The 22655-nt window shown below is 63.2% G+C and carries 19 protein-coding genes and 1 pseudogene; 13 read left to right on the forward strand and 7 right to left on the reverse strand.

The genetic code is table 11. The features are described 5' to 3' along the window. The first annotated feature begins 248 nt into the window (after positions 1-248). The 10 genes from dnaN to WJW29_RS13420 all read left to right on the forward strand — a co-directional run bounded on the left by dnaN (position 249) and on the right by WJW29_RS13420 (position 12191). Complete coding sequence (gene dnaN, locus WJW29_RS13375; RefSeq protein WP_011257008.1) at positions 249-1349, forward strand: DNA polymerase III subunit beta; 1101 nt, start codon at positions 249-251, stop codon at positions 1347-1349. Between the two features lie 1251 nt (positions 1350-2600). Further along, a complete protein-coding gene (gene recF, locus WJW29_RS13380; protein WP_011257009.1) occupies positions 2601-3707 on the forward strand; it encodes a DNA replication/repair protein RecF in 1107 nt (368 codons plus the stop codon). 115 nt (positions 3708-3822) lie between these two features. After that, complete coding sequence (gyrB, locus tag WJW29_RS13385; RefSeq protein WP_041181892.1) at positions 3823-6267, forward strand: DNA topoisomerase (ATP-hydrolyzing) subunit B; 2445 nt, start codon at positions 3823-3825, stop codon at positions 6265-6267. A gap of 67 nt (positions 6268-6334) precedes the next feature. Next, the gene (locus tag WJW29_RS13390) at positions 6335-7171 is read left to right on the forward strand and encodes a CPBP family intramembrane glutamic endopeptidase (RefSeq protein WP_011257011.1); all 837 of its coding nucleotides are present in this window, start codon (positions 6335-6337) and stop codon (positions 7169-7171) included. A 186-nt stretch (positions 7172-7357) separates the two neighbouring features. Next, on the forward strand, positions 7358-8164 hold the full coding sequence (locus tag WJW29_RS13395) for a M48 family metallopeptidase (RefSeq protein ID WP_011257012.1): 807 nt from the start codon (positions 7358-7360) through the stop codon (positions 8162-8164). Between the two features lie 276 nt (positions 8165-8440). After that, positions 8441-9634, forward strand: a complete 1194-nt coding sequence (locus tag WJW29_RS13400) for a tetratricopeptide repeat protein (RefSeq protein WP_011257013.1) — start codon at positions 8441-8443, stop codon at positions 9632-9634. 267 nt (positions 9635-9901) lie between these two features. Beyond that, a complete protein-coding gene (locus tag WJW29_RS13405) occupies positions 9902-10459 on the forward strand; it encodes an energy transducer TonB (protein ID WP_075240306.1) in 558 nt (185 codons plus the stop codon). Positions 10460-10543: 84 nt separating this feature from the next. Next, positions 10544-11305, forward strand: coding sequence for a TonB-system energizer ExbB (gene exbB, locus WJW29_RS13410; RefSeq protein ID WP_011257015.1), 762 nt, complete (start codon positions 10544-10546; stop codon positions 11303-11305). A 46-nt stretch (positions 11306-11351) separates the two neighbouring features. Beyond that, entirely contained in the window at positions 11352-11774 is a 423-nt protein-coding gene (locus tag WJW29_RS13415; RefSeq protein WP_010364790.1) for a biopolymer transporter ExbD, read from the forward strand. A 3-nt stretch (positions 11775-11777) separates the two neighbouring features. Continuing rightward, the gene (locus tag WJW29_RS13420; RefSeq protein WP_011257016.1) at positions 11778-12191 is read left to right on the forward strand and encodes a biopolymer transporter ExbD; all 414 of its coding nucleotides are present in this window, start codon (positions 11778-11780) and stop codon (positions 12189-12191) included. A gap of 295 nt (positions 12192-12486) precedes the next feature. Here the strand turns inward: WJW29_RS13420 and WJW29_RS13425 are convergent, their stop codons facing one another. The 3 genes from WJW29_RS13425 to cls all read right to left on the reverse strand — a co-directional run bounded on the left by WJW29_RS13425 (position 12487) and on the right by cls (position 15069). After that, positions 12487-13254, reverse strand: a complete 768-nt coding sequence (locus WJW29_RS13425; RefSeq protein ID WP_011257017.1) for a pyridoxine 5'-phosphate synthase — start codon at positions 13252-13254, stop codon at positions 12487-12489. 10 nt (positions 13255-13264) lie between these two features. Beyond that, the gene (locus WJW29_RS13430) at positions 13265-13534 is read right to left on the reverse strand and encodes a hypothetical protein (RefSeq protein WP_019301610.1); all 270 of its coding nucleotides are present in this window, start codon (positions 13532-13534) and stop codon (positions 13265-13267) included. A 74-nt stretch (positions 13535-13608) separates the two neighbouring features. Then, the gene (gene cls / locus WJW29_RS13435) at positions 13609-15069 is read right to left on the reverse strand and encodes a cardiolipin synthase (RefSeq protein ID WP_011257019.1); all 1461 of its coding nucleotides are present in this window, start codon (positions 15067-15069) and stop codon (positions 13609-13611) included. A gap of 381 nt (positions 15070-15450) precedes the next feature. Here cls and WJW29_RS13440 point away from each other — a divergent pair. Beyond that, a pseudogene (locus WJW29_RS13440) lies at positions 15451-15676 on the forward strand (hypothetical protein); the annotation flags it as partial. Between the two features lie 39 nt (positions 15677-15715). Here the strand turns inward: WJW29_RS13440 and WJW29_RS13445 are convergent. Next, positions 15716-16726 (reverse strand): class 1 fructose-bisphosphatase, encoded by a 1011-nt coding sequence (locus WJW29_RS13445; protein ID WP_011257020.1) that lies wholly within the window; start codon positions 16724-16726, stop codon positions 15716-15718. Between the two features lie 271 nt (positions 16727-16997). Next, the gene (locus tag WJW29_RS13450) at positions 16998-18200 is read right to left on the reverse strand and encodes an amino acid aminotransferase (RefSeq protein WP_011257021.1); all 1203 of its coding nucleotides are present in this window, start codon (positions 18198-18200) and stop codon (positions 16998-17000) included. 141 nt (positions 18201-18341) lie between these two features. Between WJW29_RS13450 and WJW29_RS13455 the strand changes: the two genes are divergently transcribed. Next, a complete protein-coding gene (locus tag WJW29_RS13455) occupies positions 18342-20480 on the forward strand; it encodes a TonB-dependent receptor (protein ID WP_011407169.1) in 2139 nt (712 codons plus the stop codon). Between the two features lie 210 nt (positions 20481-20690). After that, complete coding sequence (locus tag WJW29_RS13460) at positions 20691-20984, forward strand: hypothetical protein (RefSeq protein WP_012443560.1); 294 nt, start codon at positions 20691-20693, stop codon at positions 20982-20984. 31 nt (positions 20985-21015) lie between these two features. On the opposite strand, the gene WJW29_RS13465 is transcribed toward WJW29_RS13460, so the two are convergent. Both WJW29_RS13465 and WJW29_RS13470 read right to left on the reverse strand, forming a co-directional pair. Next, a complete protein-coding gene (locus WJW29_RS13465; RefSeq protein ID WP_153296734.1) occupies positions 21016-21513 on the reverse strand; it encodes a hypothetical protein in 498 nt (165 codons plus the stop codon). A gap of 246 nt (positions 21514-21759) precedes the next feature. Next, positions 21760-22655: IS5-like element ISXoo7 family transposase (locus WJW29_RS13470; protein WP_113013922.1), on the reverse strand; the 896-nt coding region annotated here is incomplete at its 5' end.

A 22655-nucleotide genomic window follows, 5' to 3' on the forward strand; every position in this document is an offset into this window, starting at 1 on the left:
AGAAAAGCGTGGAAACGTTGGGGTCAAATGCGGGAGAATCTGTGGATAACGTTGCGTGGCGGTTCGATGGAAAAACTATCCACAGGTTTTGCCACCAGATCAGGCACACTAGTCCCAAGCGTTTCAGGCGCTGAAATGTGTTTGGAAACAAACAGTTATGGCGGTTATCCGCTGAAAACGGCCCTACCATCACCACCAAGCTTTTGATTTATTCCATAATCTTTTAAAGCATAGGGGCACGGAACCACATGCGTTTTACACTGCAGCGCGAAGCCTTCCTCAAACCGTTGGCCCAAGTGGTCAATGTGGTCGAACGCCGTCAAACCCTGCCTGTTCTGGCCAACTTGCTGGTGCAGGTCAAGGACGGACAGGTCTCGTTGACCGGCACGGATCTGGAAGTCGAAATGATCGCGCGCACGATGGCGGAGGACGTGCAAGACGGCGAAACCACCATTCCCGCCCGCAAGCTATTCGACATCCTGCGCGCCCTGCCGGACGGCAGCCGGGTCACCATTTCGCAGACCGGTGACAAGGTGACAGTTCAGGCCGGGCGTAGCCGTTTCACGCTGGCGACGCTGCCTGCGAACGACTTCCCGTCCGTGGACGAAGTCGAGGCGACCGAGCGCGTGGTGGTGCCCGAGGCCGGGCTCAAAGAGCTGATCGAACGCACGGCGTTTGCGATGGCACAGCAGGATGTTCGCTACTACCTCAACGGCCTGCTGTTCGACCTGCGCGACGGTTTGCTGCGCTGCGTGGCCACCGACGGCCACCGTTTGGCGCTATGCGAGATGGAGCTTGAGAATGCTGGCGGCGCCAAGCGTCAGATCATCGTGCCGCGTAAGGGCGTGACCGAGCTGCTGCGTTTGCTGGAAGGCGCAGACCGTGAGGTCGAATTGGAAGTCGGCCGTAGCCATATCCGCGTCAAGCGTGGCGATGTAACCTTCACTTCCAAGCTGATCGACGGCCGCTTCCCGGACTACGAGGCAGTGATTCCGATTGGCGCCGATCGCGAGGTCAAGGTTGATCGTGAGGCGCTGCGTGCGTCGCTTCAGCGCGCGGCCATCCTGTCGAACGAAAAGTACCGTGGCGTGCGCGTGGAAGTATCGCCAGGCCAATTGAAGATCAGTGCGCACAACCCAGAGCAAGAAGAAGCGCAGGAAGAGATTGAGGCCGACACCAAGGTCGACGACCTGGCGATTGGCTTCAACGTCAACTATCTGCTCGATGCGTTGTCGGCATTGCGCGATGAGCACGTGGTCATCCAGCTGCGAGACGCGAATTCGTCCGCGCTGGTGCGCGAGGCCAGCAGTGAGAAGTCCCGTCATGTGGTGATGCCGCTGCGTCTCTGACGCTTTGTTCCACGTGGAACACGAGAAGCCCGGCGAACGCCGGGCTTTTTATTGGTTGTTGAACCGCTTGCTGTGTCTGTTTGGGTAACCCTGCTAGCTGCGATCGCACAACGCGAGGAAGTCGGCGCGCTGGGGGCAGCGGTTCTAGCTGAAGCGGCAAGCCCGTTGCTCAGGCGTTGGAACGGCATCTTCAGCGCGATATTTCAGGTTACTCAGCGGCTGACGCCGCTGGTGTCGCTTTTGACCCACTGCGCCAGGCGGGCTCTCACACATATACCGACGGGGGCTCCGGATTGGCAGCCCCTTATCCGATGACGGCAAGCCGAGTTTTTGGGAATCGACCTGCTGGATAGACCCCGCGCGCGACCGGTGTCGTGGACGCGTTCTGCGCGGAACTCGGGGGGATCCTGAATACGTATCGGTTTATCGGCGGGCCTGTGCAGGTCCCGACAGAGAGGTGAATCCAGAGGCTGACACCTGGGCCGACTCAAGTTCCAAGTGCAACACTTTTCTCGACTGCAGACCCGCGTTTTCTGTCAAAACACTGGCTCACGTAACTTTTGCACAATCAATGGCCTGCCGGGCTGTCCGTCCATACGTTGCGCTAACAGCAGGTCTCTCGAGGTGTTGCACTTGACTCTTGAGACCGCCCTGGTTTTAACGCACAGGCAACCTCACCGGCTCACGCGTGGTCGGCTGAGATGGCGAGTTCATGCGGACCCTCTCGAACGACAAAGCGCTACTTCTTTCCTGAGCGCCTCGCTTTGGCATTTATGAGACCAAGTCACTTTTGTTGATTCCGGTTGAATCATCACTTGAGCCCTGAAACTGAACGGTTTTAGTTGAAAGGCAGAGCAAGACCAATTGCCATTACGCCTAGCTGAAAGGTTTGCAGACATCTGATTGGCTTTTCTGAGCCTGTTTCCGACTTATGCACATCACGCGTTGCTTTTAAAACTACAAATACCTTAAGAGCTTGGAGGTGATGGTAGGGGCAGATTTCACCGCAAAGTAGATCAGGTTGTTGTTTTTAAAGTCATTTATGGCCTCGAAAGCCCGTGTTTATCGACCTATTTGTCAGCCTACAAGCTGTGGATAAGGTGACATCGGGCGCAGAGCCTTGGTTTTATCCACACGTTATCCCCTGCCTGTCCGAGACCGTCCGTTTGCATGTCTGCGCGGGTTTCATGCCGATCACGTATCCTTTGAGCCGACCGGCATGCCGGATTACACGCCAGAGCACACCGATCAATGCATGTAATGCGGTTGTCCATTCATCGGCTTCGTCGGTTCCAGACCGTCGAGCTACATCCGGCCAGTGCATTGAATCTGCTCACCGGCGACAACGGTGCAGGCAAGACCAGCGTGCTCGAGGCGCTGCACCTGATGGCATATGGCCGCAGCTTCCGTGGCCGCGTCCGTGACGGCCTGATCCAACAAGGCGCGAACGACCTTGAAGTCTTCGTGGAATGGAAAGAAGGCGGCAGTGCTGCAGGCGAGCGGACACGTCGCGCCGGCCTACGTCATAGCGGCCAGGAATGGACGGGGCGTCTGGATGGCGAAGACGTTGCACAGTTGGGGTCTTTGTGTGCTGCGTTGGCCGTGGTGACCTTTGAGCCCGGCAGCCACGTGTTGATCAGCGGCGGTGGTGAACCCCGCCGTCGCTTCCTGGACTGGGGGCTGTTCCACGTGGAACCCGACTTCCTCGCCTTGTGGCGTCGCTACGTGCGCGCGCTCAAACAGCGCAATGCGTTGCTCAAACAAGGCGCGCAGCCGCGCATGCTGGATGCCTGGGATCATGAACTCGCCGAATCCGGGGAAACGCTGACATCCCGGCGCATGCGCTACCTGGAACGCCTGCAGGACCGGCTGATTCCGGTGGCAGACGTGATCGCACCGTCGCTTGGGCTGTCCGCGTTGACGTTCGCCCCAGGCTGGAAACGCCACGAGGTCTCGCTTGCCGATGCCCTTTTGTTAGCCCGCGATCGCGACCGCCAGAACGGTTACACCTCGCAAGGCCCACACCGCGCGGATTGGATGCCTCACTTCGACGTGCTCCCTGGCAAAGATGCACTTTCTCGCGGGCAAGCCAAGCTCACTGCCCTCGCCTGCCTCCTTGCACAAGCAGAAGACTTTGCGTTCGAGCGAAGCGAATGGCCGGTGATCGCGCTGGACGACCTGGGTTCGGAGCTGGACCGGCACCACCAGGCGCGCGTCCTGCACCGGCTGGTCTCGGCGCCAGCGCAGATGCTGATCACCGCGACCGAGATCCCGCCCGGGCTCGCGGACGCCGGTGCGCTATTGCACCGGTTCCACGTGGAACACGGTCAGGTCGCACTGCAAGCCCCCTCGGACTGAGCTCAACGGCCCGGGTAGGCCGACTGGTATAATTTGCTTCGCTATCCCCCCTTTTTCCACGGTGCGAAGCGGCTGCGGCCGTCTTTGCCTGTGTTGTGGAGCCAACGGCACGCGCATGACCGACGAACAAAACACCCCGCCAACACCCAACGGCACTTACGACTCCAGCAAGATCACCGTGCTGCGTGGCCTGGAAGCCGTCCGCAAGCGCCCCGGCATGTACATCGGCGATGTCCATGACGGCACCGGCCTGCATCACATGGTGTTCGAGGTGGTCGACAACTCGGTCGACGAAGCCCTGGCCGGGCATGCCGACGACATCGTAGCGAAAATCCTGGTCGATGGCTCGGTGGCGGTGTCAGACAACGGACGCGGCGTGCCGGTCGACATTCACAAGGAAGAAGGCGTGTCCGCGGCCGAGGTGATCCTCACCGTGCTGCATGCCGGCGGCAAGTTCGACGACAACAGCTACAAGGTCTCCGGCGGCCTGCATGGCGTGGGCGTTTCGGTGGTCAACGCGCTGTCCGAGCACCTGTGGCTGGACATCTGGCGCGATGGTTTCCACTACCAGCAGGAATATGCGCTGGGCGAGCCGCAGTACCCGCTCAAGCAGCTGGAAGCATCGACCAAGCGCGGCACCACGCTGCGCTTCAAGCCGTCCGCGGCCATCTTCAGTGACGTCGAGTTCCACTACGACATCCTGGCGCGGCGCCTGCGTGAGCTGTCGTTCCTCAATTCCGGCGTCAAGATCACCCTGATCGACGAGCGTGGCGAAGGCCGTCGCGACGATTTCCATTACGAAGGCGGCATCCGCAGCTTCGTGGAGCATCTTGCCCAGCTGAAGTCGCCGCTGCACCCGAACGTGATCTCGGTGACCGGCGAGCACAATGGCATTGTGGTGGACGTGGCCCTGCAGTGGACCGACGCCTACCAGGAAACCATGTACTGCTTCACCAACAACATCCCGCAGAAGGATGGCGGCACCCACTTGGCCGGCTTCCGCGCCGCGCTGACGCGCGTGCTGGGCACCTACATCGAGCAGAACGGCATCGCCAAGCAGGCCAAGGTTGCGCTGACCGGTGACGACATGCGCGAAGGCATGATCGCAGTGCTGTCGGTCAAAGTGCCCGACCCCAGCTTCTCCTCGCAGACCAAGGAAAAGCTGGTCAGCTCGGACGTGCGCCCGGCGGTGGAAAACGCCTTCGGTGCGCGCTTGCAGGAGTTCCTGCAAGAGAACCCGAACGAAGCCAAGGCCATCACTGGCAAGATCGTCGATGCCGCGCGTGCGCGCGAAGCCGCGCGCAAGGCGCGCGACCTCACCCGCCGCAAGGGCGCGCTGGATATCGCCGGCCTGCCGGGCAAGCTGGCCGACTGCCAAGAAAAAGATCCGGCGCTGTCCGAACTGTTCATTGTCGAGGGTGACTCGGCAGGTGGCTCGGCCAAGCAGGGACGCAACCGCAAGAACCAGGCGGTGCTGCCGTTGCGCGGCAAGATCCTCAACGTGGAACGTGCGCGCTTCGACCGCATGCTGGCGTCGGACCAGGTCGGCACGCTGATCACCGCACTGGGCACCGGCATCGGCCGCGACGAGTACAACCCGGACAAACTGCGCTACCACCGCATCATCCTGATGACCGACGCCGACGTCGACGGCTCGCACATCCGTACCCTGTTGCTGACCTTCTTCTACCGGCAGATGCCGGAGCTGATCGAGCGCGGCTACATCTACATCGGCCTGCCGCCGCTGTACAAGCTCAAGCAGGGCAAGAGCGAGCTGTATCTGAAGGACGATGCCGCGCTCAACGCCTACCTGGCCAGCAATGCGGTCGAAGGTGCGGCGCTGATTCCGGCCACCGACGAGCCGCCGATCACCGGCGAAGCGCTGGAAAAACTACTGATGCTGTTCACCAGCGCCAACGAAGCGATTGCGCGCACCGCGCACCGCTACGACCCGGCTTTGCTGACCGCATTGATCGACCTGCCGCCGCTGGATGTGGAAACACTGCAGGCCGAAGGCAACCAGCATCCGGCCCTGGATGCGCTGCAGGCAGTGCTCAATCGCGGCACCCTGGGCACCGCGCGCTACCAGTTGCGCTTCGACCCGGCCACCGAGAACGCGCCTGCCACGCTGGTGGCGATCCGCCGTCATATGGGCGAAGAATTCACCCAGGTGCTGCCGATGGGGGCGTTCGAAAGCGGCGAGCTGCGTCCGCTGCGTGAGGTATCGCTGGCCCTGCATGATCTGGTGCGTGAGGGCGCGCAGATCGTGCGCGGCAACAAGAGCCACCCGATCACCAGCTTCGCGCAGGCGCACGCCTGGCTGCTGGACGAGGCCAAGAAGGGCCGCCAGGTCCAGCGCTTCAAGGGCCTGGGCGAAATGAACGCCGAGCAGCTGTGGGAAACCACCGTCAACCCCGACACCCGTCGCCTGTTGCAGGTGCGGATCGAGGATGCGGTGGCCGCCGACCAGATCTTCAGCACCCTGATGGGCGATGTGGTCGAACCACGCCGCGATTTCATCGAGGACAACGCGCTGAAGGTGTCCAACCTGGATATCTGAGCCACCAGTCCCGACCAGCACATCGCGATCGCGGCGTGCTGGTCGGTGCGGTGTTCGCAGGACGACGATGAGCACAGATCTTCCACCGCCCCCGGCACCGCGCTCGGTTGCCGGCAAGCCGCCGCTGCTGCCCGTGCTCGTGGGGTTTTGGGTCGATGTGCTGATCGCCGCCGGCCTGTTGCTGAGCTTGAGTGTGGCCGGCTTTGCGCTGTGGGGCGCGGTGCGTGGCTTCCGTGATGTGCAGGCGGCCAAGGCGCAAGGCCTGACGCCCTCGCCTTCCGAAGTCATGGCCGCCATCGGCCAACCCGGTGTGCTGGTGCAGCTGGTCACCGCGCTGGTCAGCACGGCCACGCCGGCGTTGCTGTTGTACTACTGGCGTCGTCGCGTCACTGCTGCCGAACAAACCGCCTCGCGGGCTGCCGCGCGCCGCGCCTCCACCTGGGGCTGGACTGCGCTGATCGCCGCTGCCGTGTTCTTGCTTAGCAATCTGGTCAGCGTAACGGCTACGGCGCTGGGCATCAAACCGGTGCCGACCAACCTGCCGTTGATGGAAGAAGCGCTCCAGCAATGGCCGCTGGCATTGACGCTGTTTGCCGTGGTGATCGCGCCGGCCTACGAGGAGCTGCTGTTCCGCCGCGTGCTGTTTGGGCGCCTGCTCAGTGCCGGCCGTCCATGGCTGGGTATCGTGCTGAGTGGGGCAATTTTCGCCCTAGTGCATGAAGTGCCCGGTATCAGCGGAAACGGCCCTGCCGCCATCGCCCAGCTGTGGCTGGTGTATGGCAGCATGGGCGCGGCGTTCGCGTGGCTGTATTGGCGCACCGGCACCTTGTGGGCATCGATTGCTGCGCATGGCATCAATAACGCCACCGCGCTGGCGGCGTTGTACTTTTTCGGGCTTGGTTGAGCCGACTAGCGGCTACCTGCGACTGTCTTGCCGCAGTGGCGCCGCGGTACCTGCCCACAGAATTGACCCGCACGCTCGGCGTCCCAATCCCTACCGAGCGCATGCGCGTCGGCGGCGCACGGGGCCGTTTGACGAAATGTTCAGACGAGCCTGCCAAAATGGCCCAAGGGTTCTAGGGGCGATCGCATGAAAGCCAAGCTGTTAACTGTTTTTGCCGTGCTTGCACTCACGGCATGTGCCACCACAACGTCGCCAACCGGCCGCCGACAGGTGGTGGGTGGCGTGTCGCAACAGCAACTGGACCAGTTGGGCGCGCAATCTTTCGCGCAGACCAAGGCCAAGGAAAAAGTCAGTACCGACGTCAGGCAGAACGCCTACGTGCAGTGCGTCGTCAATTCGCTGGTGGCGCAACTGCCGCCACAATGGCGCGAAACCAAGTGGGAAACCGCGCTGTTCGTCGATGACGAAGCCAACGCCTTCGCCTTGCCCGGCGGCAAAGTCGGTGTGAATACCGGCATCTTTACGGTCGCCAAGACCCAGGATCAGCTCGCCGCCGTGCTCGGGCACGAGATCGGGCACGTGATCTCGCGTCACCACGAAGAACGCATTACTCGCCAACTCGGCGCGCAGACCGGCCTGGGCATCATCGGCGCGCTTGCCGGTGCCGCCTATGGCGACGGGGTGGCCAGTGCGGTCAATCAGGTTGGCGGTATGACCGCCCAGACAGTGTTCCTGCTGCCCGGCTCGCGGGCCCAGGAAAGCGAAGCCGATGTGGTCGGCCAACGTCTGATGGCCCAGGCCGGGTTCGATCCGGCGCAGGCGGTCACGCTGTGGCAAAACATGATGGCCGTCAGCGGCAATCGCCAACCCCAGTGGTTGTCGACCCACCCCGATCCTGCCAACCGCATCCGCGAGCTGCAGACCGACGTTGGCCAGCTCGAACCGGTCTACCAGCAAGCCAAGCGGGCCGGGCGAGTGCCGCGTTGCGGCTAGAGCCGCTAACGGCACCTGCGCGGCCTTTGTCGATCAGTGCGCTTGCTGACCGGGATTCAACGCCTGCCTCATTACATTGCTGGCGCAGGCGCTGCGACCGGTGACTGCCTGTTAGCTGCGCTAAGACGTTGGTTCCACGTTCCCGTTCGTCGCAACACTACATGGAAACCGTTTTCGGGAACTGAGACTTTCTGCTAAGTTTCCCGGCTGAGATTTTTCGTACAGCGCCTATTCCGCTTTTCGTACCGCCCGACGGCGGATCGTCCAAGGTGAAACATGAAACTGCTCAACCGCAAGCAAGCCCTGTTGTCCCTGTTCATTGCCGCGTCGCTGGGTGGGGCTGTCGTCACCGATGCGGTCGCGCAGTCGGACCGTTCTTCCGAACGCGCCAGCCGCAAATCCAAAAGCGGCAAGGCCGAGGAGCTGTACCCGCAGTCGACCCGTCAGGCACCGACGATCAAGCCGTCCTCGAAGTTGAGCAGCAAGCTGCAGAAGCTGATCGAAACCTTCAACAAGGGCGAGGACTATCCGGGCGTGCGCTCCCAGGCCGATGAGATCCTGGCCAATAGCGCTGCCAATGCAGCGGACAAGGCGCTGGCCGCGCAGCTCGCTGCACAGGCCGCCTACAACCTGGACGACACTGCCGCTGCCAAGAAGTATCTGCAGCAGGCCATCGGTCTGAACGCGCTGGACAACAACGGCCAGTTCCAGTCGATGCTGATGCTGGCCCAGTTGCAGCTGCAGGACAACCAGCAGGCCGAAGGTCTGGCCACGCTGGACAAGTATCTGGAAGAGAGCAAGTCGCAGCGTCCGGAAGATCTGATCCTCAAGGGCCAGGCGCTGTACCAGGCCGAACGCTACAAGGAAGCGATTCCGGTGCTGAAGCAGGCCATTGCCGCTTCGCCCCAGCCCAAGGACACCTGGAACCAGCTGCTGATGGCGTCTTACGCCGAAGCCGGCCAGACCGGTGAGGCCGTCGCCGCCGCCGAGGCACTCGCCGCCAAGACGCCGAACGACAAGAAAGCCCAGCTCAACCTGGCCAGTATGTACATGCAGGCCGACCAGATGGACAAGGCCGCCGCCGTGATGGACAAGCTGCGTGCTGCCGGGCAGTTGACCGAAGAAAAGGAATACAAGCAGTTGTATTCCATCTACGCCAACACCGAAAACAAAGAAAAGGACGTCATCGCCGTCATCAATGAGGGTATGCAAAAAGGCATCCTCAAGCCCGATTATCAGACATACCTCGCGCTGGCACAGTCGTATTACTACAGCGACAACGTGCCGAAGGCGATCGAAAACTGGCAGAAGGCCGCACCGCTTTCCAAGGATGGCGAGACGTATTTGAATCTGGCCAAGGCGCTGCACTCGGAAGGTCGCATCCCGGAGGCCAAGCAGGCCGCACAGCAGGCGATCGCCAAGGGCGTTAAAAAACCCGAAGAAGCCAAGAAGATCATCAACCTGAAGTAAAAAAGAAAATAAACCCCCGAAATCCCTGTGTTTTTAGTGGTTACAGGACTCGGGATTGGTATAAGCTTGGGGGTTGATGCGGTGTCAAAGCCGTCCAAAAACCTGGGGATCATCACAGTGATCCGGGGCCCCCACTGAAAGAGCCATTGGCGCATGACGGAACAACTCGTTATCCACAGGCATGACTACGATGCCGGGAACCAGGGTCTGAGCTGGGCCCGCATTATCGGCATTGCTTTTGTAATTGCTTTGCACCTCACTGCACTGATGATGTTGCTGATCCCTGCAGTGGCGCCGAAGGCTCCGGCAGAGAAGGAGCGCACCACCATGGTTACCTTGGTGGATGCACCGCCTCCTCCCCCGCCGCCGCCGCCGCCGCCGCCCCCGGAAGACAAGCCGCCGCCGCCGGTCAAGAATCTGTCGCCGCCGAAGCCGTCACCGGTTCCGCCGCCGCCGGAAGCTCCGGTGGTCGACGTTCCCGAACCGCGTCCGAGCGATATCGTCACGCCGCCGAGCCCGCCGACCCCCCCGGCTCAGCCCAGCGACATTGGCGCCAGCGTCGATATCTCGTCCAAGAACATGAACCCGCCGAAATACCCGCCGGCAGCCTTCCGTGCCGGTGTCCAAGGTGAGGTCATCCTGATCGTGGATGTGGACGCCAACGGCAACGTGACCAATGTGTCGGTCGAAAAGTCCAGCCGCAACCGCGACCTTGACCGTGCTGCGATGGACGCAGCACGCAAGTGGAAGTTCAACGCCTCCACTGTCAACGGGCAGAAAGCTGCCGGACGTGCCCGCGTCCCGGTCAACTTTGCTCTGAACTGATCCACGGGCCGGCTACGGTCGGCCCAGGATCCTGTCTTCCTTTCGCTCCACCCTTCATCACCACACACAACAAAGGTAAGCGTCATGCTGCAGGAATTCTTTATCGCCGCCGCTGCAGGGGGCTCCAATCCGTCGGCCGCTCTGTCGCAGATGGGCTTCGAGCACTTGATCACCGAAATGACCTCCAGCCCCGGCGACTTCGCCGTGTCTTGGGTCGTGCTGATCACCCTGATCTCCATGTCCGCTGCCTCCTGGTACTGGACTGTCATCAACATCTTCCGCGCCACCCGTCTGAAGGGCGCGGCTGACCGCGTCACTACCGCGTTCTGGGATGCCCCAAATGCACAGGACGCCATCCGCGCCATGGAAGAGCAGCCGGCTTCCGAGCCGTTTTCCAAGATCGCGCTGGACGCAGCCCAGGCTGCTGCGCACCACCAGCGCGCCGAAGGCAGCACCGGTGGCCTGGGCGAGAGCCTGAGCCGTTCGGAGTTCGTCGACCGCGCTTTGCGCCAGGCCGTGACCCGCGAAAGCACCAAGCTGCAGTCGGGCATGACCCTGCTGGCGACCGTCGGTGCAACCGCGCCGTTCGTTGGTCTGCTCGGTACCGTGTGGGGCATCTACGGTGCGCTGATCAAGATCGGTGCAACCGGTTCGGCCTCCATCGACGCCGTTGCCGGCCCGGTGGGTGAAGCGCTGATCATGACCGCAATCGGTCTGTTCGTCGCGATCCCGGCCGTGTTCGCGTTCAACTTCTTCTCCAAGGTCAACAGCTCGGTGATCGCCAAGTTCGACACCTTCGCCCACGACCTGCACGACTTCTTCGCCACCGGTTCGCGCGTTCGCTAATCCGGTTGTAAAGAACGACTTCGCAACGATTTAGACGGAGCCCGTTATGGCCTTCAGTAGTGGAAACAGCGGTGGCCCGATGGCCGACATCAATGTGACGCCCCTCGTGGACGTCATGCTGGTGCTGCTGATCATCTTCATCATTACGGCGCCGCTGATGTCCCATAAGGTCAAGGTGGAGCTGCCGCAGGCCAACTTGATCCAGAAGGAAGATGCGGAGAAACGCGCCGCGCCGATCACTCTGGCCGTCAAGGAAGATGGGTCGCTGTACTGGAACGACGAGCCGATTTCCAAGGAAGCCTTGGAGTCGCGCCTGTCCACCGCAGCACAGCAGACCCCGCAGCCGCCGCTCAATTTGCGTGGCGACCGCACGACCAAGATGCGTACGATCAACGAGATCACCAAGATCGCGCAGGGTCAGGGCATGCTGGACGTCGGTTTCGTTGCAACCAAAGTGAAGGGGCAGTAAGCCATGGCATTTAGTACTGGTGGAAGCCGTGGGCCGATGGCCGACATCAACGTCACGCCCCTCGTGGACGTGATGCTGGTGCTGCTGATCATCTTCATCGTTACCGCGCCGATCATGACCTACCCGATCGCCGTGGATCTGCCGCAGCGGGTGCTCAACCCGCCACCGCAGACGACCGAACCGCCGCCGCCGATCGACTTGCGTATCGACGCCAGCAACCAGGTGTCCTGGAACAACAGCCCGACCCCGGTCGATCAGTTGCAGCAGAAGATGGAAGAAGTGGTGCAGGCCGATCCGACCAATCAGCCGGAACTGCGCATCGATGCAAATCCGGATGCGGAGTACGAAGTGATGGCCAAGGTGCTGGCCGCTGCGAAGAACGCGCAGATGAAGAAAATCGGCTTCATGCAGCAGTAAAAACGTATCTGCAAGACCGCAACACAACAGTCATGACGCGACTGCAACGCCACCGGAAACGGTGGCGTTTTTTTATGTCTGTTGTGTGCGTCTTGATGCTTGTAAACCCGCCTGTGGCGTAGCGATGGCGATCCGATTGCGCTGTAGCGATTGAGCGCGAGCGACAGCTGCTGTAAAGCGCTGACCTGATTCGCTCAGATGGCGCAGCAGATGCAGACGCAGTGATTGGACGCGCGCAATAACCGCTCGCCTGCGCGCATGAAGTATGCGCAGGCTGTTTCGTTACTGCATGAACTCAAGCGCCAACTTGGCTGCCTCGCAGAATGTCGACGTACGCGCGCACCGTCGCCTCCAATCCTTGGTACAAGGCTTCGCCTATCAGAGCGTGGCCGATGGAGACTTCGAGCACACCCGGCACCGCGGCGAGAAAATCGCCGAGATTGGCTTGCGACAAATCGTGTCCGGCATTGATACCCAGGCCTGCGGCACTGGCGCGCCGCCCGGCATCGGCGAACAGCGCCAAAGCGGTATCCGTCTGCCCGCTGGCATGTGCGTGGGCATACGGGCCGGTGTACAACTCGACGCGATCTGCGCCCAGTGCGGCAGCGCCGGCGATGTCCGGGTTGCCGGCATCCACGAACAGGCTGACACGGCTGCCAACCGCCTTGAACGCGGCGATCAGCTCGGCAAGTTGCGTGGTGTCCTGTGCAAAATCAAAGCCGTGGTCGGAGGTCAGTTGCCCGTCGCCATCCGGTACCAGCGTGATCTGCTCTGGGCGTGTGGCCCGGCACAATTCCAGCAACCCCGGATAGCCCGCGCGTGGCGGCGCGAATGGGTTGCCTTCGATATTGAATTCCACCGCATGCTCACGCGTCAACGCACTCAACGCCAGCACGTCGCCGGCACGGATATGCCGCTGGTCCGGGCGCGGATGCACGGTGATGCCGTGCGCACCGGCGGCAATGCAGGTGCGTGCGGCCTGCAGCACATCCGGATCGGTGCCGCCGCGCGAATTGCGCAGCACCGCGATCTTGTTGACGTTGACGCTGAGTTGGGTGGTCATCCGGTCGCTGTCAGGCCTGCGGCTCGCTGTCGCGTGCAGCGGCCAGCGCGGCCGACTTGCGTGCTTCTGCCAGTTCGCGCAGGCGGCGCAGCTCGGCCGGATCGATCATGCTGCGGGTATCGCGTTGGGTGTCGTCCATGCGCGAGGCGAACCAGCCGCGCGTCCACAGCAGCAGTAGCAGCAACGCCACCAGCAGCGAAACTACCAGCAACCACACGTGCGGCGTGCTGAAGGCCAGCACCAGCGCACCCAGTGCCATAAGCAGAAATAGCCAGTGCATGATGAGCTCCCCGTTGAATGGCGGCAGTGTAGCGTCGGGCACGGTACGGTTCCACGTGGGCGCCGCGCCGTTGGTCAGAGCAGCGGCGACAACAGCCGTGCGAACGCTTCCGGCAGGCGTGAACGCCATAACGGCCGATGCCGCACGAAGCGCACCTCCTGGGCCTGTGCCATGTCCGTGCCGATCAGCCCGGCCATCTCTGCCGCCACCGCCTGGTCGCGGAACAGCATCGACAATTCGAAATTGAGCCGGAAGCTGCGGCTGTCGAAATTGGCGCTGCCGACGATGCAGACATCGTCGTCGGCCAGCAGCGCCTTGGTGTGCAGCATGCGTGGGCCGTATTCGTAGATGCGCACGCCGGCTTCCAGCAGCTCGTCGAAATACGAGCGTGCCGCATAGGTGACCAGGCGCGAATCGCTCACCCGCGGCACCAGCAGGCGCACGTCCAACCCGCCCAGCGCGGCCGAGGTCAGCGCCATGCGCGCGGCTTCGCCGGGCACGAAATACGGGGTGACCAGCCATACCCGGTGCTTGGCTTCGTGGATGGCTGCGACCATCAGCCGGTGAATCGCTTCCCAGGACGAATCCGGCCCGGACACCAGCACCTGCGCCTCTACGGTGCCTTGTGCGCGGGTGGGCACACCGTCGGGCCACAGCTGCTGGCCGTGGAAGGCCGCGCGGCCCTGGCCGGTGGCATACAGCCAGTCTTCCAGGAACACCAGCTGCAGGCTGCGCACCACATGGCCCTGCAAGCGCACGTGCAGATCGCGATAGGCATCTTGACGCACCTGCTCGTTTTCGTCGTCGGTGACGTTGATGCCGCCGGTGAAGCCGACCCGGCCATCGATGACGATCACCTTGCGGTGGGTGCGCAGGTTCAACCACGGCCGCTTGAACGGCTTGAGCAATTGCGAGGGATGGAACCAGGCGGTTTCCACCCCGGCCTCGCGCAGCGTGCGCAGGGCGCGTCGGGTCATTGCCGATGAGCCGATCGCATCCATCAGCAGCCGCACCTTGACCCCGGCGCGGGCACGTTCCATCAGCGCAGCGCAGATCGCGGTGCCGCTATGGTCGGGCTGGAAGATGTAGTACTCCAGATGGATATGGTCGCGCGCACCGCGCATGGCCTCGATGATGGCGGCGTACGTCGCCGCGCCATCCACCAGCCAGTGCACTTCGGTGGCGCTGCTGGGCGCCAGCCCGGTGGTGGATTGGGCGATTTTGGCCAGCTCGGTGCAGTCGGCATCCGGCGGGCAGACGCTGCTGTAGCTTTCCATGCCCGAGCGCGAGCGCCCGCGCCGCAGCCGCTGCCGTTTGACCTTTTGCGGGCCCAGCCAGTAGTAGATCAACAGCCCAAGGTACGGCAGCGCCGCCAGCGACAGCACCCAGCTCAGCGTGGCCACCGGTTCGCGCTTCTGCAGCACGATCCAGCCCGCGATCCACAGCAGGTACAGCACATAGGCGGCGAGAAGGAGCGCTTCGATGTGGGGAATGGTGGCCAGCCACTCCCACGCGCCCTGAGCAAATGCGAGCATGCGCCGATTCTACGAGCCGCCGCAGCGGTCTGACCGGCGCCTGGACTGCCGCAGTGCTGCTCGAGCTCCGATGAACGCGCGTGACTGTTCGCAGGATGCACGGACATCACAATCTAATGCGATCAAGCTCGACCTTCGCAAATAACGCCTGGATTGAGGTTTGACGGCAGCCATGAAGGCAGTGACACTTGTGCAGCAGGGGATCGAAACGGAGCGTTTGATGATGAAGATGATCGCAATGTTCAGCAGCTTGGTGCTCTTGGGATTTGTCGGAAACGCCACTGCATCGGTGATCGCGCCACAGGCGCTCCATACCTCTACACAGTCAATACTGTAAACGGCCCCGTCTCGGTGGCACCACCCGGAATTCAAGAGCAGCCCGTGTCTCAAGCGGATGCCGACCAATTCGCCATCTACTCGTCGGTGTATCGGAGCGATGGAAATATTGGCACGCTCAACGTAAAGAAAGATCGACTTGGCGAATGGAACTGTTGCACCGAGTTCGGTCAGCCGAATGGTTGAGGTGGCGTCCGACGAGTCGTCTGCCTTCGCCAGCGTCTTTGACGTACGCCGGGAAGGTGCGACCCGTCAGCACGTCATCCACTGGTAAAAAAACCGCTGCTGTCGCTACATCGAACCTGCAGCCCTACGCCTTATCCGCATCCAGGTGATACCGCGTCGCCGCGGCCACTTCGTTTTTCGAGCCCAGGAACACCGGCACGCGCTGGTGCAGCTGTGTTGGTTGGATGTCGAGAATGCGTTCGCGCCCGGTGGTGGCGGCACCGCCGGCCTGTTCCACCAGCATGCTCATCGGGTTGGCTTCGTACATCAGGCGCAGCTTGCCCGGCTTGGATGGGTCCTTCTTGTCCCAGGGGTAGATGAAGATGCCGCCGCGGGTGAGGATGCGGTGCACGTCGGCCACCATGCTGGCGATCCAGCGCATGTTGAAGTCCTTGCCGCGCGCCCCGTCCTTGCCGGCCAGCAAGTCGCCCACATAGGCCTGCATCGCCGGTTCCCAGTGGCGTTGGTTGGACATGTTGATGGCGTATTCGGCGGTCTCGTCGGGCACGCGCATGTTGGCTTGGGTCAGCAGGAAGCTGCCTTCCTCGCGCTCCAGGGTGAAGGCGTGGGTGCCGTGGCCGAGCGTGAGCACGAGCATCGTGCTGGGGCCGTAGATGCAGTAGCCGGCGGCAACCTGCTGGGTGCCAGGCTGCAGGAAGTGCTCGTCGCCGGGCTTCTCGGTGCCCTTGGGCGCGCGCAGCACCGAGAAGATGGTGCCCACCGAGACGTTGACGTCGATGTTGGAGCTGCCGTCCAGCGGATCGAACAGCAGCAGGAAATCGCCGCTGGGGTACTGTTCGGGCACCGGCTGGCTGTGATCCATTTCTTCGGACGCGCAGGCGGCCAGATGGCCGCCCCAGGCATTGGCTTCGAGCAGGATGTCGTTGCTGAGCACGTCGAGCTTCTTCTGCGCCTCGCCCTGCACGTTGCCGGTGCCGGCATCGCCGAGCACGCCGCCCAGGGCGCCCTTGCTCACAGCAATCGAAATGCGCTTGCAGGCGCGCGAAACGATAGTGATCAGCTGGCGCAATTCCGCATCGATACGGCCGGCGTGTTGCTCTTCGATCAGGAAGCGAGTCAGCGAGGGACGCGACATGGGAACGGGCAGCCTGTATAGGAGGTGAGCCGCCATTGTCGCCATTGCGCCGTTAGATTTCGATCACTCGATGCGCGTTTTGCATCGCCGGTGATCGAATGTGTGCGGATGGCGCGTGCGCTGAGCACGTGTCACGTCCGCCAATCGGCATCGAATACGCGCTGCACGGTCGGGGCCAGGAGACCAACAGCGAGCACAAAAAAACCGGGAGGCTTGCGCGCTCCCGGCTTGGTAACGTCGGCCGATATAGCCGATGACAGCGAGCCCGGACTTACATCCGGCTGACAGTCGCCACAGCCTGGGCCACGTAGTCCAGGTTGCGCTGGCTCAGTGCGGCTACGCAGATGCGGCCGGTGCCGACGGCGTAAATCGCGAACTCGTCGCGCAGGCGGTCCATCTGGGTCTTGGTCAGGCCCGAGTACGAGAACATGCCGGCCTGGCGCTGGATGAACTCGAACTCCGGTGCGCCGAGCGTGGCGAGTTTTTCCACCAGCCCCGCGCGCAGGGCGTGGATGCGCTCGCGCATTTCGGTGAGCTCCTGCTCCCACACATCCCGCAATTCCGGGCTGGTCAGCACGCCGGCCACCAGTGCGGCGCCGTGCGTGGACGGGCTGGAGTAGATCGTACGGATGATGCGCTTGACCTGCGACTGCACGGCCTTGGCTTCGGCCGCGGTGGCCGAGACCACCGACAACGCGCCCACGCGCTCGCCATACAGCGAGAACGACTTGGAGTAGGAGCTGGCGACCACGTAGCTGTCGATACCTTCGGCAGCGAGCAGACGCACCGCGTGCGCATCGGCCTCGATGCCCTTGTCGAAGCCCTGGTAGGCGATGTCGACGAACGGGAACAGGTTGCGTTCCTTCAACAGGCCGGCGACCTGCTTCCATTGCTCTTTGCTCAGGTCGGCGCCGGTGGGGTTGTGGCAGCAGGCGTGCAGCAGCACCACGGTGCCCGGTTCGAGCTTGGCCAGATCGGCGAGCATGCCGTCGAAGTTCAGGCCATGGCTGGCGGCATCGAAATACGTGTAATCCACCACCTCGAAGCCGGCCGCGCCGAACACCGCGCGATGGTTTTCCCAGCTGGGGTTGCTGATGGCGATGGTGGAGGTGGGCAGCAGCTTCTTGAGCAGGTCCGCGCCCACGCGCAATGCGCCGCTGCCGCCGACGGTCTGCGAGGTCGCCACGCGGCCGGCCGCCAGCAGCGCCGACTCGGCGCCGAACAACAGCTCCTGGGTGGCTTTGTCGTACGCGGCCAGGCCGTCGATGGGCAAATAGCCGCGCGGTTTGGTGTCCTGCGCGAGCTGCTGCTCGATCTTGTGCACGGCGCGCAACAGTGGGATGCGCCCGTTTTCGTCGTAATAGATGCCGACGCCCAGATTGACCTTATTGGGGCGACTATCGGCGTTGTAGGCCTCGGTCAGGCCCAGAATGGGGTCGCCTGGAACCTGTTCTACGTTTGCAAAGAAGGACACGGCATGACTCGCTGAAGGACGAAAGAGTGAGGGCCGCTGCTGGGCCAAACTACTTCATCGTAGCAGCCCATGGCCGGCGTAGCATGCTTGGTTCCGTACGCAACAATGCGCTCACAGTACGTAATGAGGGACACTACGCTCATGTCCAGACTCACCGTGTTGGCCGCCGCCTGCGGCCTGTTCGCCACGAGCGCCACGCCGCCCGTGCTGGCCGCCGATCCGGCGCCACCCGCATCCACACCGATCCAGCGCTTGCCCGCCGTGCAGGTGGACGCTGCGCGCGTGCGCGGGGTGGACGACTTCGATCTGCCGGCCTCGTTCACCGTGGTGTCGGCCGACGACGACAACCGCCGCGGCGCGCAGGTCTCCGAGCTGCTGGACGGTATCCCCGGGCTGGTGGCGCGCGACCGCCAGAACTATGCGCAGGACACGCAGCTGTCGATCCGCGGCTTCGGCGCGCGCTCCACCTTCGGCGTGCGCGGCGTGAGGTTGCTGGTCGACGGCATTCCGGCCAGCATGCCCGACGGCCAGGGCCAGCTGTCGCACTTCAACGTGCTGGGCGCCGAGCGGGTGGAAGTGCTGCGCGGGCCGTTTTCGGCGTTGTACGGCAACTCCTCCGGCGGCGTGCTGCAGCTGTGGAGCGCCGACGGCGCCCCAAACGACCCGTGGCGGCTGCGTGCCACCTATGGCAGCAACGCCACCGTCGACGTGGGCACGCAGTTGCTCGGCCAGCAGGGCGCGGTGCACTACAACCTGGCCGCTAATCATTTCGAAACCGATGGCGTCCGCGACCACAGCCGCGCCAAGCGCGACTCGGTCAATGCCAAGCTCGGCTTCGATCTGGCCGAAGGCAGCCGGCTGGACCTGGTGCTCAATTATCTGGACGCGCCGGATGCCCAAGACCCGCTCGGCCTCACCCGCGCCCAGTTCAATGCCGACCCGGCGCACGCCACTTCCGTGGCGACCCAGTTCAATACCCGCAAGTCGGTGCGCCAGTCGCAGGCCGGCGCCATCTTCACCCAGCAATTCGACAACCAGGCACTGCGCCTGATGGCCTATGACGGCCAGCGCAGCGTGGAGCAGTTCCTGGCGATTCCGCTGGCGGTGCAGCGCAACCCGCTGCATTCGGGCGGGGTGATCGATCTGGACAGCAATTACGAAGGTGCCGACGCGCGCTGGGCCTGGCAGGGCGAAGCGCTGGGCCGGCCGTTGCAGCTGACCGTGGGCACCAATGTCGACCGTCAGCGCCAGCACCGCACCGGTTACGAAAACTTCGTCGGCGACATACTGGGCGTCAAGGGCGCATTGCGCCGCAACCAGCGCGATGAGGTCCAGAACGTAGACCAGTTCGCGCAGCTGTGGTGGCAATGGAGCGAGCGCTGGTCGGCGCTGCTGGGCGTGCGCCATAGCGACGTGCGTTTCGCGTCGGACGACCACTACACCGTCGGCCGCAACCCCGACGACAGCGGCCAGCGCGAGTATTCGGCGACCACGCCGGTGGCCGGCATCGTGTTCCGCGCCGACGAGGATCTGCGCTTTTACGCTTCGCTCGGACGCGGCTTCGAAACGCCTACCTTCAACGAACTGGGTTACCGCAGCGATGGTGGTGCCGGCCTGGCGCTGGACCTGGGTGCGGCGACAAGCCGCAACGTTGAGGTCGGCAGCAAGTGGCGTGCGCAAAGCGGCGCAGCGGTGGAGTTTGCGTTGTTCCGCGCCGACACCGACGACGAACTGGCGGTGGCCAGCAACACGAATGGGCGCAGCACCTACCGCAACATCCGCGCGACGCGGCGCCAGGGCGCAGAGCTCAGCTGGCATCAGCCGATTGGCGCCACCCAGCAGCTGCAGCTGGCCTACACCTTTGTCGATGCCACCGTGCGCGATGGCTACCTCACCTGTGCCAGCAGCGGTTGCGCCACGCCCACGGTACCGGTAGCCAACGGTGCGCGCCTGCCCGGCGTGCCGCGTCAGCAGTTGTTTGCGCGTTGGCAATGGCAGCCGGCGCAGTGGCGATTCGCCGCCGAATCGGTGGCCTCCGGCGCCACCGTGGTCAATGACTTGGCCACCGAGCGTGCGCCCGGCGACGCGCTGGTCAATCTGGAAGCCTCCCGGCGCTGGACCACCACACTTGGTGCATTGCGCACCTTCGCACGCGTCGACAACGTGTTGGACCGCCAGTACGTGGGCTCGGTCATCGTCAACGATGGCAACGGCCGCTATTACGAGCCAGGACCGGATCGTACCTATACGGTGGGGCTGCAGTGGGATTTTGGTGGGTGAGCAAGCACCCCACGCCCGCACGCCACCGCGCACCAGGCGCTTTGTAGGAGCACCCCGGGCGCGATGAGAGCCGGCTCGATAACGCCAAACCACCACATCACGCGCCACACATCGCCGTCGCTGCCGCCGCAGATGTGCTTTCGTAGGAGCGCCCCCCGGCGCGACGAGGCTTTCCCGATCAGACCGCTCCCCACGCCATACCGCAGCACCATGATCGTCATCGACCACGCCCCTGCCGACTGGTTCCTTCTCTGCGAGGGCGATCGCTGTTGGCTGGATATCAACGGCTCGATCTCGGCCACCGGCGTCTCGATCCTGCTATTGAACGCAAGCGAGCGTGCCCTCGTGCAGGCAGACCCGCATGCCGCGTGCGCAACGTCAGCGTCCCAAGTTCAAGCCCGGCCACACGACTACGCCGCCCGTGCTGGCAGCGCGGTAGACGGCAAGCGCGTGCGTGCGGCAGTACGCCAATGGCGTGCGAGAGGAAGTACGGCGGCCGGCTAGTGCGCTACGCAAACGGTGATTGGCGGTGGGGCTAATCGCTGGATTGCCGCCGGTGCGCTCCAGCATCGCTCTGCACTTGCCGGACAGCATCCGGATCGAGTCCGAGCAGGTCGGCAGTGAGGCCTGATACTGCCGAGCGGGCTGCTAGCCTCAGCCACGCATTGACGGCATGGAGCACGACGATGATGGTCTGGAAGCAAACGGTCATTGTGGCGGCGATGGCAGCCGGCCTGTTGGTCGGCAACGCAGCGTGGGCAGACCACATGGATATGTGCATCGTGCGTGACGATCCGGCCGGCACCCCGGCCATCCCACAAATCCATGCGTGGTTGCAACCGCAAGCCAGGCGGATGACGCAGCCCAGGCAAACATCGCCGCCAGCCGATGCCGCCGCGCTGGGCGCCGTGCGCATCAGCACCGCCATCTTCGATCGACCGTTGAACACGCGCGCCGATACCGCGAGCAAGGCGGCCCCTCTGCCGGCACGCGGCCAGCGCAGCGCGATGAGATCAACATCGACGCGTGCCATGCCGGCCAACGCGATCGTTGGGTGTCTGTCTGGGAGCAGCCTGGGGCCAGCGCAGCCTGGCAGATGCGCTCTCACCGGCAGCACAGGGCGACCGATTGCCAGGTGCCATCGGAAGAGCCCACGACCTCTATGATAAGGTCTGAACAACGAGGCCTGAAAGGGCGGGATGTCGCATCGTTCCGAACAGTAGCGTTTGGATCTTCGGAATTTCGCCACTTCTGGCGCTTTCCGTGGGAATTCCCCGGTTTACAGGCGCACGCTCTCCATGGCGTGCAGTAACTGCTTTCGCTTCATCCACAGGGTTGACAGCGCAAACAAGCTCAGCACGTGTGCCGTGTTCTCGGCCAGTCCGCGATAGCGGACCTTGGTGTAGCCGAACCGGCGCTTGATCACCCGGAATGGATGCTCCACCTTCGCGCGCACGCTGGCTTTGACGTGTTCCCAACGCTGTTCCCGAGCACGCTCGCGGTTGTTGCCGATGGCTTGGATCGTCGAGGGCCTGGCGGCGAAGAAGGATGCTGCTTTGCAGTCCCGCAGTTCGTCGCGTTTTTCTGCGCCGGTATAGCCGCTGTCGCCGAACACGCGGTCTTCTTTGCCATGCAGCAAGGTGTGCGTCACCGTGACATCGGCGACATTGGCTGCTGTGCCATGGACATGGTGCGCCCGCACGGAAAACGCATCCACGCCGATGTGCGCCTTCATCCCGAAATACCACTGATTGCGCTTCCTGGTCTGATGCATCTCAGTGTCGCGCGCGTGATGGGCGTTCTTGGTCGAACTGGGCGCAGCGATCAGTCTCGCATCGACAATCGTGCCGGACCGCAAGCTCTGGCCCTTGCGCGCCAGATGCGCGTTGACCGCTTCCAGCATCCGTGCGGCAAGGCCATGGGTCTCCAGCAGGCGTCGAACGTTGAGAATCGTGGACTCGTCGGGAATGTCGTCCAAGCAACCGAGCTGGGCAAAGCGCCGCAATGTCGGAATCTCGTGCAGCGCTTCTTCCATCGCCGGATCGCTCAACGCATACCACTGCTGCAGCAGATGAATCCGCCACATCGTCGCCAGGGCGTATGGCTGCCGCCCTGGCCGCCCCGACACCGGAGAGTGCGGCGCGATCAGCACGCGCAGTTGCTGCCAGGGAACCA

This window comes from Xanthomonas sp. JL1, from assembly GCF_038405005.1.